The organism is Ruegeria sp. CE6 (genome assembly GCF_056537485.1).
In genome coordinates, this window is sequence record NZ_JBQFRR010000006.1 from 130,115 (window position 1) to 145,910 (window position 15,796).

Genomic DNA, 15,796 nt, shown 5'->3' on the forward strand with positions numbered 1-15,796 from the left:
AAGGGTACCTCCTCATGACCAAAGTTACGCATCCGCTAAAGCCCAGAATGCGCCGCGCTACGGTGGGCGATCTGCAATCCGCTTTGCTGGCACTGCTGCGTGAAGGCTTGCTGCTGGCCAATGATATCAGCGCGCGCCGAGCGCTGGCCGATATTGTGTCGCGCGAAAAGGATGGCCGCACACCGACCTACGGAAAGGGTACCACTGAAGCCGTTCGCCTGGTTCAAAAAGAGGCCGATCTCTCCCCGACCGGCAGTGTCGATAAAAGAACGGCAGCTGTGATTAACGATCTGGTCGCTCGACTGGACACGCCGAGGGATTTTGGCACCTACCGTGTCAGCGGTCGCGTTATAAGTGCGCAAAGTGCGGCTGTTGATGGCCTTGCTGTTGTTGTTGTCGACAAAGGTGTCGGCGGCGACGTTGAACTGGGGAATGCTACAACCGGTAAACGCGGTGCCTTCGAGATTGTGTTTACCGGAGATCAGATCACCAAGCGCGGCAAGGATGCGCCAGACCTTCAGGTGCAGGTGCGTTTGAATGACGATGTGGTTGCCGCTTCGGCGGTGGAATATGACGCCGGACCGGATTCCGAGCTTTCCGTGGTTCTGCCTGCTGAAAGTGCCGCAAAACTGTCGTCAGAACACGCCACACTGACCAAGGCGCTCTCTGGTCAGTTCAACGGTGCCTTGTCGAAACTTGAAGAAAGCGACACCCGTCAGGACATCACATATCTGGCCAATAAAACAGGTTGGGACGCGCGCGCCGTGGCACTGGCGTCGCTATCCCAGCAGTTGTCTGACAAGACCGCTGGACGGCGTGGTCAACGCATCGACTCTGGCCTGTTCTATGCGCTTTTACGTGCAGGTGTTCCCGCCGATGACACCGCGGTTTTCCGCACGCCCCCTGCTAAAGTGGCGCAAATCTGGAAATCCGCGCTGGATGAAGGATTGATCGACGCCAAACTGGCGGATCAGATAGATGCCTCCCTTGCCCGATTTACCGAAGTCTCCGCGCGCGTGCGGCTGGATACGCCCCCTCCCGGGGCTTTGGCCGGAATGCAGCCTTTGCTTGCACTTTCGCTGACGCGGGATGACGAGCGTGAAACTTTTGCCGCGCTCCATGCGGCGCATGGTGATGATCTCGATACATTCTGGACCGAGGTAGAGGGTAAGTTGGGTCAGGACAAAGCCACCCGTTTGCAGACCGATGGCAAGCTTGCCTATCTGACGCTCAACAACTCCAAGCTGGTCGAACGCTTGCACCGTGACACTGATGGCGATGCGGACGGTACGTTGGGAGGCCTAGTGAAGGCGGGTTTTCATAAAGCCGACGCCTGGGCCGCGATCATGGATGATACCGACCCCGTGCCAGAGGCAGTTCAGGGCCGGGATGCCGCCGAAAGACGCGCCAACTATGCAGAATTCATGGCCGCTCAGGTGCGGCTGTCTTTCCCGACTGCGGTTGTTGCGGAAATGGTCCGGGCGCAGGAGACGCCATTGGTCGATACCGGGTTGTCGAACAACGTTCATGAATTCCTCGCAAAACATGCCGATACCTTCCAGATAGGTCAGCAGCCCGTTGCGCGCTTTATTGCAAAAAATGCGCTGGACGAACCGCCAGAAGTGGTGCGCGAAATCTCACGCATTCAGCGGGTCTATCAGATCTCGCCCGACGACAGCAGTATGAATGCCATGCTGGCTGCAGGGTTGGATTCGGCCTATGCGGTCGTGGCGCTGCCACAAGATGAGTTCCTGCGCGCCCACAAGGCCGTTCTGAACGAGGCCGTCGCGATGCAGATCTACCGCAAGGCTGAACAGGTCCATGGAGCGGTTCTGAATCTGGCCACCGCTTATATGACTCACCGGATGATGCCAGCGATCGGCCCCAGCGTGGGCGCTGCTGACGGGTTTTTGAACCCTACCCCGGGCGGGTCGGACAATTTTGGTGATGTGCTCGCATACTCCACATTAGAAGAGCTTTTCGGTTCGATGGATTATTGCGGATGCGAGCATTGCCGGTCAGTCCTCAGCCCCGCAGCCTATCTTGTCGATCTTCTGCTGTTTCTCGATCGCCCCGCGACCGAGATTCCGAACGGCTTCACCAATCCACTTGATGTGTTGCTTGATCGGCGGCCTGATATTCAACACCTGCCTCTGACTTGCGAAAACACTCTGACGCCTGTGCCATACATCGACTTGGTGAACGAGGTGCTGGAGCATTTCGTTGTCAGCGGCATGTCTTTGGGTGGATATCAGGGTCATTCGACCGATGGTCAAACACAGCCTGAAGAGTTGTTGGCCAGCCCTCAATTTGTCCGCGATGCCGCCTATGCCACGCTGGCCACCGCCCAATTCCCTGCCCCCCTGCCGTTTGACCGTTCGTTGGAGGCACTGAAGGCCCTGTTCAATCGTTTCGACGCGCCTTTACATCGGGTTATGGCCGACTTGCGTTCGTCAGACGCGCTGGACGATGCACCGTACGGATGGCGCGACATCTGGCTGCAGCGCTTGAACATCTCGCGCGGTCTCAACGCCGTCCTGACCGAAAGCGTGTCGGTTGCCGGGTCAGCGCGACCCGATCTGACAGTGCGTTCGCTTTATGGTTTTGATGCGGGTGCCAGCGCAGCCGAAGTGCGTGATGGCTTGGAAAGCGTGCGCGACCTGTGCCGCCGCACCGAGATCATGCCGGTTGATCTCGTGAACATCCTAAAGACCGAGTTCGTGAACCCCGGAGCCGCGCTGATCCCGAAGCTTGAGCATCTTGGCCTGGGCTTCGACGATATCAGGGCCTTCCGGGACGGCGCGATCAACTTCGCAGAACTACAAAGCCGGATGGCGGCAGGGGTCGAGCCTGAACGCTTTGGCGGTGATATCGAGGCATGGTTGCTTGATAACACTACTTTCGACCGGATCATGGGTCTGATCGTGCTTACAAATCCGCAAGACCCGTCGGATATGTGCGACCTAAGCGCGCTTGAACTGCGTCACCCAGACCCTGATCCGTTGTCCAACCGCCTTGAATGGAATGACTTTATCCGGATTAACCGGTTCGTCCGTCTGTGGCGTGTTCTGGAACTTAGCATTGCCGACACGGATGCTATCATCTCTGCGCTTTATCCGACGAACCAGATGCCGGACGGCGCCGACGCGCAGGTGGACCTGGCTCGCATGGACGCCGGCTTTGCCGAGCTCCTGCCACAGTTGGGCATCGCCATGTCGGCCCTTGATGCGCTGGAGCTAAGGCCCGAGGACGCGCTGCGCCCGATCCTGGCCCTCTTTGGACCAATCAGCACCAATGGAACCGCCGCGCTATTCCGTGAAATGTTCCAGCGGCCTGCTCGCGAAAACCCCGCCTTTGCCGAAGATGGTTTTGGCGGCGTGCTTACAGACCCTGCGGCCCTGTTGCTGCCCGAGGTTGAAACATTGCGCGCGGCCTTTTCATTGACGGGTCCGGAATTTAACCGGATCGTTGCTGTTTTGGGGTTCGATGACACGACACCCCTGACCATCGAGACGGTCAGCGCAATCTACCGTCGCGGCTGGTTGGCGCGCGCGCTTGAGCAAAGCGTGCCGGGATTGGAGCGTTTGCTGCAAGCCACCGGTCTTGACCCCTATGGCCCGCAAGACGCCACTGCACCCGCTCTGCTGACGGTTATCGATCTGGTGCATCGCCTGTCCGAGCTAGGCCTGTCGCTGGAAACAGCGCTGGCGCTGCTGTTGAACCATGACCCAAGTGGCCAGACGACACCGCCCGCAGAAAACATCACGACCCTGGCACGCGATCTGCGTGCAGGGTTTGCGGCGATCACCAATGACTTTGTTCTGGTGGACGATCCCGATGGCGGCATTGCCCGGTCCCATATGTCTCTGGTCTACGGGGCCGAAGCGACCGAGCAATATTTTGGATATCTTGAGGCCACATCCTCGACCGAGGTTGCCTATGACCATTCCGCACCCGTGTTGGAGCCTGCAATTCTGGCCGAGGCACCCGATCAAATCGCTTATGATGATTTCCGCAAGGTTCTGGTTTTCAGCGGGCTCATGTCGACCACGGTCAGGGATGCCCTGCAGGCCGTTGCCGGGACCCCTGCCGCCTTCGCGCCAGCTATTGACGCCTTGTTCAACGCCAGCGAGGCACAATCGCAGCCATTTTTCACCCGCTTCCCAGAGCTGCTGCCGCTGCACGACGCCTATCGCAGTTCAGTCGCTCCAAAGGCCGAGGCCTATCGCGCCCTGCTGGAAGGCATCCTGCCGCAGCTGATCTCAAGACGGAAACGTCAGGTAGCGCTGCAGCTTTTGGGAACTGCGATCGAAGTTGAGGCTGACATGGCGACCACCCTGTTCGAAAAGGCCGAGGTTCTGCATGCGGCGACTGATCCGGCCAGCTCCGCGCTTGAGGATGCCCTGATGCTCGAATCCGGGGGTCTGAGTGCTGAAATCAGCGATGGCCCGGCCCACACTGCACCGCCTGCGCGGGTCGAAACCTTATCTGGCGCGATTGATTTTGCCTCCACTGGAACAGTGCTGCCAGACAATCAAACCACACCAGGTTCTTCGATTTCGATCCGGTTACGGGGATATCTGGAAGCGCCTGAAAACGGATTCTTCAACATTGATGTCGAAGCTGATGCGGGCGCGACCGTGACACTCAGCATCGCAGGCGAACCTGTTCTTCTAACCGAGGCGGGCGGCATATGGTCAAACACCAACGCGATCGAGCTTCGCGCAGGCACTTTGGTCGAAATCGCGCTGGGCGTGGCCAATGTGACCGACCGTCTGGCGTTGCGTTGGAGTGCACCGGGCCGAGGAACTGAGGTCATCGGCGCTTCGCATCTCTACCCGGCTGATCTGGTATCGCATCTGGGCGCGGCCTACCTGCGTACGCGCCGCATTGCACGGTTGTCCGAAACGCTGAAACTTGACGTCGCTGAGGTCTTGCACCTGACGACACATGGCGATTTGCAGATTGCGGGTGCGGCCTGGCCAAACAGCCTGCCCATCACCGGTACACCCGATGATCCGACCTCCACCGCGCTGATGGGGGTGCTAACGGCGCACCTGCGCATGGCGCGATTAAAGGCGACTTATGCCCCTGAAAATGCCCGGCTGGTCTCGATAGCCGAGAATCCAGCGGTCGCCATAGCCGACGCCGAGGCTGAGTTGTTCCAAGTCACGCGCTGGGATCCCGTGGATATCGCCGCCCTGTTGGTACATTTCGGACTCACCCCTGCCGATATTGGCGATCTGGCCGTTCTGGAGCGGCTTCATGACATCGCCGAATGGCTGACGGCACTTGGGATTCCGGCGACAGCGCTTATCGCTGCCGCAACACCCGCCCCAACCGGACCCATTGTGCGGAATTTCCGCGCTGCCCTTCGCGCGCGTTACAGCCCGGATGACTGGCTCAAAATCCTGCAACCGATCAATAACCGCCTGCGCAAGCGCCAGCGTGATGCATTGGTGGCGCATATCCTGCACGATCTGCGCGGGCGTCCGGATGCGGCGCATATCAACACGCCCGAAAAGTTGTTCGAATACTTCCTGATGGACGTGCAGATGGAGCCGTGCATGCTCACTTCGCGGGTTCGCCACGCATTGTCCTCGGTACAGATCTTTACCGAGCGCTGCCTGATGAACCTTGAACCCCGTGTGGCTGCATCCAGCCTTCGGTCCAAGCATTGGGAGTGGATGAAGCGTTACCGCGTGTGGGAGGCAAACAGGAAAATCTTCCTGTACCCTGAAAACTGGATGGAGCCGGAATTGCGCGACGACCAGTCACCCTTCTTCCGCGAGGCGATGAGTGAATTGCTGCAGGGTGACATCACCGAGGAACGCGCAGCCACCTCGCTGATCGGGTATCTGCAGAAACTGGAAGAGGTCGCCAAACTGGAAGTATGCGGTCTCTACCAGATCGAAGGCGATCCCGGTGCTGCAGACGACGTGTTGCATGTTATCGGGCGCACCGCCGGGGCCAAACGCAGTTATTACCACCGGACCCGTGCCTATGGCTCGTGGAGCGCGTGGGAGAAAATCCCGCTGGATATCGAGGATAATCCGGTCATGCCGCTGGTCTGGAACAATCGTCTGTTCCTGTTTTGGATCAAGATGATGCCGGAAAACACGGCACAAGGAACACCCAATGCGGGATCAGGCCCGCTGGCCGAGGTTGAGGCGTCATCGTTGATGGATGTTGATGAACCCACCTTTGACGTCAAGGTCATGCTGAACTGGACTGAACGGGTGGATGGCGTTTGGCAACCGCCGCGCAGTTCGGATCCTGATGAGCCCCTGTTGCTGCGCGAAAACGTGCCAGCCCGAGAGATGCGCAATTTCCGCAAAGGCATCCGCCTGTCTTCATTCCCATGGACCAACGGGATGCGGATATCGATCTCGTACAAGGATTGGCTGGGCGTTTCGTTCTTTATGTACAACACGTTTAGCACACCCGATACGCGCTCACCCAAGAAGGCGCCGCATTTCTTGCCGAAACGTATTACGTCGACCGGGTCAAACCGCCTTACAGCGATCTATTCCAATGACGGGATCACGCATCGGTTGCTGTCCAATAAGGCGCCCGATCAGGCCACACAGCCGCATCACCCGACCAATGGAGAAGCCTGGGAGTCGCCGTTCTTCTATGCCGACCCGCGACATGTGTTCTACGTGTCCACGAAGCAGCGGATCGTCGAAGTTGTGACTTGGCTTGATTTTGGCCGCGTGGCCGAGGTTGACCCGACAATCGATACCATGGTGCTGGCATTCGAGCCGTTTGCCGAGCAGCCCGACCGGATTGAACGGGTGACTGCATTCCCCGGCTTTGGCAGCGCCGACCTGAGCACTCTTCGTGCATTCGTGACCGAAGACGCCTTTGTCCATACAGCGCTGGGCACCGGTGGCACGGTCCGCTTTGGCGACCGCGACATCGGCCCGATGGGCAGCACCGTCCGCATGCGTCGCACTTGATCCGGAAAGGACTTTGATCATGGATACCAGCAAGATCAGCACTTACGGCTATCATCACCTGCTTGATCAGGACATTTTCGGCCCCCAGAAGATCAAGCTTATCAGCTATGAAAAACACTGGGACTACACGTTTGAAAACTTCTTCCACCCCTTCGTGTCGGAGTTGATCGAGCGTCTGAACATACAGGGTGTGCCCGGGATGTTGTCCCCGGAGTTTCACAAAAGCTTGCGCAAGTCATTCTTCAATTCCCTCTATTCCCCGCAGGAAACCGACAAGATCGACATCCATTCGTTCCCGAAGGAAATCGACACGCGGATGGGTGGGCCTTATGCCAACTACAATTGGGAACTGATGTTCCATGTGCCGCTGACCATTGCGGTGCACTTGTCCAAGACCCAACGTTTCGCCGAAGCGCAACGCTGGTTCCATCTGATTTTCGATCCGACCGAGAATGACCCCGATGTACCGGTGCCCACACGCTATTGGCGTTTCCTTGCCTTTCGCGAGGGCGAAGCCCAATCCATCGATACGTTGTTGACCCTGCTCAGCAAACCAAACGACGAATGCACCGACGCGGAGCTGGCCGAGAAAGAAGCGATCCTAAATGGGTATGAAGCGGTGCGAAACACCCCGTTTCAGCCCTTTGCAGTCGCGCGCACACGGACGATTTCATTCATGATGCACGTGGTGATGAAGTACCTCGACAATCTGATTGCCTGGGGTGACAACCTGTTCCAGCAATTCACGCGCGAAGCCATCATGGAAGCGCTGCAGATCTATGTGCTCGCCTCGAACTTGCTGGGCGACAAGCCGCAGCGTTCACCTGCGGGTGGAACAACCACGCCACGCACCTTTGCGCAGCTTCGGGCGCAAGGGCTTGATCCGATGGGCAATGCACTGGTCGAGCTTGAAGGCGCGTTCCCCTTCAATTTCACAACGCCAACAGGTGCGGGCACCAGCGACAGCGCTGCGCCGTTATTCGGTATGGCCCGCACGTTGTATTTCTGCATCCCGCATAATGAAAAGCTGCTGGGTTATTGGGATACGGTTGCCGACCGGCTGTTCAAAATCCGCAACTGTATGGATATCGAAGGGCAGGTTCGTCCGCTTGCCCTGTTCGACCCGCCGATCGATCCCGGAATGCTGGTCAAGGCGGCGGCGGCTGGGCTGGATATCGGCTCTGTCGTTTCGGGTTTGAATCAACCGGTCAGCCCCGTCCGCTCGCGCGTGTTGATCGAGAAGGCGGCGGAATTGGCCGGAGAGGTCCGAAATATCGGGTCGGCCTTGCTGACCGCCTTGGAAAAACGCGACGCCGAGGCGCTAGCCCTGTTGCGGCAGGGGCACGAAGTCAGCTTGCAGAAACTGCAAGTCGATCTGCGTTACCTGCAATGGAAAAACACCGAGGCAGCGACGCAAGCGCTGATAGGCAGCCGTGGCGCGGCGCTTGAGCGATTGAACTATTACAAGCGCCTGCTGGGTCAGGAAGCTGATCCAAATGCGCCCGAGACCCTTGAGTTGACCCGTCAGACCCTGACAAAGGCCAATTTCGACGAAGCCTACGAAGCACTTGTTGCGCAATATGACGTGCCGGTTCAGCGGCTGGAGTTTCCCGATCTTGAGCGTCCGGGCGATGGCGATGGCGCGCAGACGTCAGGCCAAACCGGGGACGGAGACCTTCACCTGTCGAAAAAAGAGAATGAAGAACTTAACATCCTGCTGCCAATAGCCCGGGACACAACGTTGGCCAAATCGGTGTTCCACTCGATCTCGGCAACGCTTACCCCGATCCCCGACCCGAAACTGGACCTGCATTATTGGGGCCTCGGTGGCACCATCGACTTTAAGGTGGGAACCGTGCTGTCCTCGGTCATGCGGATCGCGGGGGATGTATCCGGGATGATCGCGGATTGGAACCGTGATCAGGCCGGGATGGCGGCTCGCGCCGCCGCCTATGAACGCCGCGCCGACGAATGGATTTTACAGCACAATCTGGCGGCCCATGATGTGATGCAGATCGGGCGTCAGATTCTGACATCGTTGATCGCGGAACAGGCGCAGCATCGCGAATACCTGAACTTGAAGAAAGCAATCCGTCTAACAGAGCAGACCCGCGATTTCTTGCAGGACAAATACACCAACGAAGAGCTCTATGGCTGGCTGCAAGGCGAGTTGTCAAAGCTGTATTACGAGTACTACCGCTTTGCCTTCGATACCGCGCGACGCGCCGAGCAGACCATGAAAGCCGAACTGATGCGGCCCGAGCTGGATCAGAAAACTCTGGTGCAGTTCAACTATTGGGATGGCGGTCGCAAGGGTCTTCTTTCAGGCGAGGCGCTGCTGCTGGACGTCAAGCGGATGGAGCTTGCGTATCACGAGCACAATCGCAACGAATACGAGCTGACCAAACATGTCAGCCTGCTACAAATCGATCCGCTGGCCCTGGTCAATCTGCGAAGAACAGGTCGGTGTACCTTTAAAATCCCCGAGGCCCAGTTCGATCTGGATGGGCCGGGCCATTACTTCCGCCGGATCAAGAGTGTTGCGCTCAGCCTGCCCTGTGTTTCCGGGCCCTATATAGGAACCCATGCGAAACTTGTGCATCTCAAGAGCAGCATCCGGCAACGACCGGATATCGGGGATGGCTATGTTCGCACGGGCCCCGAAGACGACCGTTTCGCCGATATACACAGCGCCGAAAGCAATGTGTTCAGTGCGGCGCAAATGGAAACCGGTCAGTTCGAGGGCATGCCTGATGATCGCTATCTACCATTCGAAAATGTGGGCGCAGTCAGCGAATGGCGGCTAGAGCTGCCGGCGGACCCAACGCAGGGCGATCCGCAACAGTTCGACTATGACACGATCTCGGACGTCGTCTTGCACCTGCGTTACACTGCGCGGGATGGAGGTGGACCCGTGCGCAATGCGGCAGTTGACCACCTGAAGTCCGACATTGCGGCAGACGGGACTGTGGGCAACGTGCGGCTATTCTCACTGCGGCACGAGTTCCCGACAGAATGGGCACGCTTCCGCCGCGAAACACCCGCTGCGGGTGGGCGTCACGAGCTGCGGCTGACACTCCGACCCGAGCACTATCCCTATTGGTCGGCTGGTCGCCTCACGACGCTCAAACGGTGCGATCTTTTTGCTGAAAGCAGTCTGGATGCTGCTCCGGCAACAATCACGGTGTCTGATCGTTCTGATACCAGCGACGGAGGTGTGGTTCAGGACACATTGACCCGCCGTCCGGAACTGGGCGATCTGGCGGTTGGTCAGTTGGCGACGGTTCCGTTGCCCGCAGGCCCAACGGGTGAGATCGTGCTGTTTTTCGACACCGCAGAGTTCAAGGATATGCTGATGACTGTAACCTGGGGTGGTTGACGATCCTCAGCCATATAGGAACGTCACGGATGGCGCGGACCATCCGGGGTGATCATCCAGTTTGACAGGGTCTTGTCCATTTTCCGCATCCGGTGACGCAACATGTCGCGTGTCATGCGCGCCAATGTGGCGGCGTGTTCAGGATGTTCTGCCACGTTCTCCATCTCACCCTGCCCTTCACCGTCAAACAGCATGGGCGGAAGATCAGCCGCAAACTCAACCAATGTAAACCGGTCGTCGCGCAGGATGCTCAGGCAGCTGTCCTCTAACCCCGTTTCCAGATCGCGTTGCCAGCGGGTTGGGTTCAGCGGATCAGCGAAGTCCAGCTCCGAGAATGAATAGCGGCGCCAGTCAGCCGGGGTTGAGGATTCACTCTGAAGGAAGGGCAACAGCGAATGCCCATTCATGGAATCCGGTATTGTCTGCCCGATCCATTCGAGAATCGTCGGAACGATATCAATCGATTCCGTGGGTGCCTCGACCCGTTTACCACGGGCTCCATCGGGCATGCGCACGATCAAGGGTGTATGATAGGCCGCATCATAAACCGACATCTTACCCCAACTGTGCCGATCCCCCAGCATCTCGCCATGATCTGCGGTGACCACCAGCATTGTGTTGTCGTACTGCCCTGTCTCTTTCAAAAACGAAACCACGCGGCCGATATGATGATCTACCTCCGTGGCAAGACCCAGATAGATCGAACGCAGCGTCTGCACTACCTCGTCCGTCGGTTCAAGGTCCGGGAAACCTTCAACAAACCCGGCAACCGTGCTGTTGGCCCGTGCCGGAGCGAAAAACGGATGCAACGCCTCTTCGGCCTCGGCGGTTAGCAGTCGCGATGGCAATGGTAGCGAGGCAGGGTCATACATTCGGTTATATGGTGCCGGGGCTACCAGCGGTGGATGCGGGCGAATGTAGGTCAGATGTGCAAACCATCCCCTGTCATCATCCGCATACGCCGGCATGGTTTCCAGAAACCGATCGGTTAGAAAGGCGGTATCGCTATCCTCGGCTGCGTAGAAGGCCGGGTCATTCAGTGCAGGCTGGCCGCCATTGGGTGCGACCGGTTTGAACACGTCAATATAGTTTTCGAACTCATATCCACGGTTTTTCAGATGAGAACGCCATGGGAATGACATCTCCAAACGCATTTCCAGCATTTCCTGAAAACCGGCCATGTGGAATTCATATGACCTGAGCGCCGGGTCTTTTGCATCAAACACGCGCGGGTCCTGTGATGTGTCGGTATATCCAAACAGCATCGGCAGATACCCTGCCTTGCGCATCTCGCTGGCGATGGTCGGTGCATCGTGGCGCAGGGGCGTGCCGTTTCGTACCGACCGGTGGTTCATCGCGTATTGCCCGGTCAGCAATGAGGCGCGCGATGGCCCGCAGGGGTTGGTAACGGAAAAGTGCCGCGTGAAAGAAACACTGTCCTCCATCAATGCGCGCATGTGAGGCAGGTCAACATGGGCCTCCAATGCCCCAAACAAACAATCCGCCCGCATCTGGTCGGTAATGATAAACAGGACGTTGTGTTTGTCTGTCATATCCCGGTGCTCCTGATCGCTGAACCGAATCTTTGGCCCTGCGCGTGTATTCCTGCCAAAACTACGCGGCGGTATTGCCTGCTTTGCCTCGGAATGGCGATACCCACCGCTCAAAAATCCACAAACGAAACCGCTAATCAACCAAAAACGGAATAATTTGGTTGAATAAGTTGTTTTTTGTGGGTTAATGTTGCTGTGCTGTGTGGGGTTTTGTGACGTTGATGCTTAAAAGATGTTGCGTAATGCAGCATCGCAGAGTGACGATACAACCGGAACACCCATGTGCAATGGCGATCCGTTAGTCATCCAGTTTACCTGTACCATGACGGCGTCTCTGAATACTGCTTAAGGCATTGCAATGAGGGACAAAAACAGATGCTAACCCCACCAAATACCGTTGCAACGCCCGAATGTACGTCAGATATCGCGATTCACGCCGCCGAAATCGCCAATATCGCCGCGCAGGCTGCGCGCGGGTACTTTCGGGGACGTTTGGGGGTTGAGTTCAAGGCGGACGAAAGCCCGGTCACACAGGCGGACAAGGGTGTCGAGGCCGTTGTGCGACAATATTTGGCTGAGAACTTTCCAGATGACGGTATCTTTGGCGAAGAGCAGGGGTTCGAAGGTCAGGATCGGCAGAATGTCTGGATTGTAGATCCCATTGACGGCACCCGGTCATTCCTGTCGGGGCATCCGTTGTTTGGGTTCCTGTTGGGATATCTCACGAATGGTGTTCCCCGATTGGGGGTCATCGGCATGCCTGCCCTGAACGAATTTCTGATCGGCATGAAAGGTCAAGGGGCCACACTGAATGGCAAGCCTGTCTCGGTCAGCGTTACACGCCAATTGAGCGACGCAGTTTTTTTCGTCAACGAAGGCGACAAGATTTACCGGGATCATCCGGCCCTGTTTGATCGGTTGATGAATTCGGGACAGACCCGACGCTTTGCCTATGACTGCTACCCGCATGCACTGCTTGCGATGGGCCATGTTGATGCGGTCATCGATTATGATCTGCAGCCTTATGACTATCTGCCGGTTTCCGCCGTAGTTGAAGCTGCGGGCGGGATCATGAGCGATTGGGAGGGTAAGCCGCTAGGTCTGAACTCCGACGGCCGAGTCATATCGGCGGCCACGCCGCAACTGCATTCCGAGCTGCTTGATCTGGTGAACGGATAACGGAATGGCGATTGTCAGTTTCCTCATAAGTCTGGCTGGTGCAACGATGCTGCTGCTCTACGCTGTGCGCATGGTGCGCACGGGCATCGAGCGTAGCTATGGTGCATCGTTTCAGCGGGTGATGACGGGGCAGCGCAGCTATGTGCAGGCCTCGATGGTAGGGCTTACAATGGCCGTCGTCTTGCAAAGCTCGGCCGCGGTTGCATTGCTGACCTCCGGATTTGCGGCGGGCGGGATGTTGGCCTTTCCGACCGGGCTTGCGATGGTTCTGGGTGGCGATCTCGGCTCGGCGCTGATCATTCAGGTTCTGTCCTTCAAACTGGATTGGTTGGTGCCGCTACTGCTTGCGGTCGGCGGCTATCTGTTCGTCAAGACAGAGGCCAAGAAACCGCGCCAGTTGGGCCGTATTCTGATGGGTGTCGCATTCATCCTGATCTCACTGCGTTTTCTCCGCGAGGCGATGGACCCAATCCGTGACAGCGCCTTTCTACCCGCCATCGCCGAGTATCTTGCGCGTGATTACATCACAGCGTTCCTAGTCGGTGGAGCGCTGGCCTTTGTCATGCATTCTTCGGTCGCTGCGATCTTGATGTGTGTGACCCTGGTGCAAATCGGGGCGATCCCGTTTGCCGCCGGGCTCTCACTGGTGTTGGGTGCTAATTTCGGGTCCGCCTTCATCCCGGTTTGGCTGACACGCGGCATGGCCCTGTCTGCAAGGCGCATTCCCTTCGCTAATCTGGCGTTGCGGGGCAGTTGGTCAATTGTCTCGCTGTTTGCTGCCAACCTGGCGCTGCGAATCGGAGTATTGGGCGATCTGCAAGGCGGGCAGATGCTGGTGAATGCACATCTGATTTTCAACGCCTCGCTTTTGGTTCTGGCACTGCCGTTCTGCGGCATGCTGCGCGCGCCATTCGAAAAACTGCTGCCCGATCCGAATAGTCCTGAAAGCAGCGCGCAGCCCGGGCAACCGATCAGCGCACTTGATCTCGACTCCCTCAGCAGACCCAATCAGGCCCTGTCTAACCTCAAACGCGAGCTTCTGCGGATGAGCGACATGGTTGGCTCTATGTTCCGGCCTGCGCTGGAGCTTTATCGCAGCGGCGACAAGGAGCAGATCCGGGCCATTCGGGACATGGATACTGATGTGAACGATTGCCTTTCTGGTATCCGGCAATATGTGGCGGCTATCCCCGCTGATGCGTTCGGCAAGGAAAATGCCAAGATTGCGCGGGACCTAATGGAATATGCCATTCGCCTGGAAACCGCGGGCGACGTGGTGGCCAAACGCCTGACGGCATTGGCGGATGACATGCGCAAAAAGGGGGCCGCGTTCTCGAAAGAAGGTTGGTCAGAGCTGGTCGAAATGCACGAGGGGATTGTGGCCAACCTGAAACTGGCCTCGAACGTGCTGATCTCGGACGATCTGGAAAGCGCGCGTCTGCTGAGCCTGGAAAAAACCGAAATCAAGCGGGCCGAGCGTGACAGTCGCAAACGCCACCTTAAACGCTTGCAACATGGCAGCGCAGAAAGCTTTGAAACCAGCGACATCCACCTCGAAACGCTGCGCGCCTTTCGCGAATTCAACAGTCACATCGCGGCCGTCGCCTATCCGATCCTGTATCGCAACGGGCAGTTGCTTGAAACCCGTCTGATCGAAGAAATGCCGCAGATGGAACAGGATGCGGATACCGAGGTCAAAGGGTGACCGGATCGGTCGAAATCCTGAACGAGACGGGCATTGGGCGCGTCGTTCTGCTGTGTGAACATGCAAGCAACCGCATTCCGGCAGAGTTTGATGATTTGGGGTTGTCCGCATCCGCGCGCGTCAGCCATGCTGCTTGGGATCCGGGCGCAATGGCGCTGACACGGGCGCTGTCGACAGCGCTTGATGCTCCGGTCGTGGCCTCGACCGTCTCGCGATTGGTCTATGATTGCAACCGTCCGCCCGAGGCGGCAAGCGCAATGCCCGAGAAATCAGAACTGATCGAAGTGCCGGGCAATGTGGGCCTCGATCAATCGCAACGCGATGCACGTACCCAGGCAGTGTATGCCCCGTTCTGTCAGGCTGTTGCACAGGTTCTGGATGCGCGCGGTCCGGATACAGTCGTTGTGACTATTCACTCCTTCACACCAGTCTATTTTGGTAAGCCGCGCGCGGTTGAACTTGGACTTCTCCATGACGAGGACAGTCGTCTGGTCGATGCCATGCTGGATCACATGGATCAGATCCCGCATCGCCGCACGGAACGTAATCAGCCCTATGGCCCCGCTGACGATGTAACGCATTCGCTCCGTCTTCATGCGCTGAGCCGGGGGCTGGCCAATGTGATGATCGAAGTACGCAATGATCTTTTGGGCAATGAAGTACAGGTTGCCAACATGTCCCGGGACATACTGGCGCTGCTTGAACCGGCGCTGAACGATATCACGATCAGGGAGGGCGCATCGTGAGCGCGACACTGACATTCGAGCATCTTAAGGCGCAGATTTCTGCCGGGGAAATCGACACCGTATTGGTATGCATGGTCGATATGCAGGGCCGTTTGATGGGGAAGCGGTTTCATGCGGGTCATTTTGTTGCGGGAGCGTGGGAAGAGACGCATTGCTGCAACTATCTGCTGGCGACGGATCTCGAGATGGGGACGCCGGATGGGTATGCGTCGACCAGTTGGGAGCGGGGCTATGGCGATTATGTGATGAAGCCGGATCTGAGCACGCTGCGC

Annotated in this window: 6 protein-coding genes and 1 pseudogene; 6 read left to right on the plus strand and 1 reads right to left on the minus strand. The window is 57.7% G+C overall.

Annotation, left to right across the window (positions count from 1 at the left end; genetic code table 11):
• Positions 1 to 14: 14 nt before the first annotated feature.
• Together ACR0DK_RS19775 and ACR0DK_RS19780 are read left to right on the plus strand one after the other, a co-directional pair.
• Positions 15 to 6,962: a neuraminidase-like domain-containing protein gene (locus tag ACR0DK_RS19775; RefSeq protein WP_480737756.1), complete on the plus strand. Its 6,948-nt coding sequence runs from the start codon at positions 15 to 17 to the stop codon at positions 6,960 to 6,962.
• 19 nt (positions 6,963 to 6,981) lie between these two features.
• A complete protein-coding gene (locus tag ACR0DK_RS19780; RefSeq protein WP_480737759.1) occupies positions 6,982 to 10,341 on the plus strand; it encodes a Tc toxin subunit A-related protein in 3,360 nt (1,119 codons plus the stop codon).
• A gap of 23 nt (positions 10,342 to 10,364) precedes the next feature.
• Here the strand turns inward: ACR0DK_RS19780 and ACR0DK_RS19785 are convergent, their stop codons facing one another.
• A complete protein-coding gene (locus tag ACR0DK_RS19785; protein WP_480737761.1) occupies positions 10,365 to 11,894 on the minus strand; it encodes a sulfatase-like hydrolase/transferase in 1,530 nt (509 codons plus the stop codon).
• A gap of 375 nt (positions 11,895 to 12,269) precedes the next feature.
• On the opposite strand from ACR0DK_RS19785, the gene ACR0DK_RS19790 reads away from it, so the two are divergent.
• The 4 genes and pseudogenes from ACR0DK_RS19790 to ACR0DK_RS19805 form a co-directional block, all read left to right on the plus strand.
• Positions 12,270 to 13,073: an inositol monophosphatase family protein gene (locus tag ACR0DK_RS19790; RefSeq protein WP_480737763.1), complete on the plus strand. Its 804-nt coding sequence runs from the start codon at positions 12,270 to 12,272 to the stop codon at positions 13,071 to 13,073.
• 4 nt (positions 13,074 to 13,077) lie between these two features.
• Positions 13,078 to 14,778 (plus strand): Na/Pi cotransporter family protein, encoded by a 1,701-nt coding sequence (locus tag ACR0DK_RS19795; RefSeq protein WP_223117319.1) that lies wholly within the window; start codon positions 13,078 to 13,080, stop codon positions 14,776 to 14,778.
• On the plus strand, positions 14,775 to 15,524 hold the full coding sequence (locus ACR0DK_RS19800) for an N-formylglutamate amidohydrolase (protein ID WP_480737766.1): 750 nt from the start codon (positions 14,775 to 14,777) through the stop codon (positions 15,522 to 15,524). The genes ACR0DK_RS19795 and ACR0DK_RS19800 overlap by 4 nt, the downstream gene beginning before the upstream one ends.
• Positions 15,521 to 15,796: pseudogene (locus tag ACR0DK_RS19805) on the plus strand (glutamine synthetase); the annotation flags it as partial. The gene ACR0DK_RS19800 and the pseudogene ACR0DK_RS19805, both read left to right, overlap by 4 nt.

Coding starts and splice junctions, on each gene's coding strand:
- ACR0DK_RS19775 (WP_480737756.1), top strand. CDS start 15: ATGACCAAAGTTACGCATCCGCTAAAGCCCAGAATGCGCCGCGCTACG.
- ACR0DK_RS19780 (WP_480737759.1), top strand. CDS start 6,982: ATGGATACCAGCAAGATCAGCACTTACGGCTATCATCACCTGCTTGAT.
- ACR0DK_RS19785 (WP_480737761.1), bottom strand. CDS start 11,894: ATGACAGACAAACACAACGTCCTGTTTATCATTACCGACCAGATGCGG.
- ACR0DK_RS19790 (WP_480737763.1), top strand. CDS start 12,270: ATGCTAACCCCACCAAATACCGTTGCAACGCCCGAATGTACGTCAGAT.
- ACR0DK_RS19795 (WP_223117319.1), top strand. CDS start 13,078: ATGGCGATTGTCAGTTTCCTCATAAGTCTGGCTGGTGCAACGATGCTG.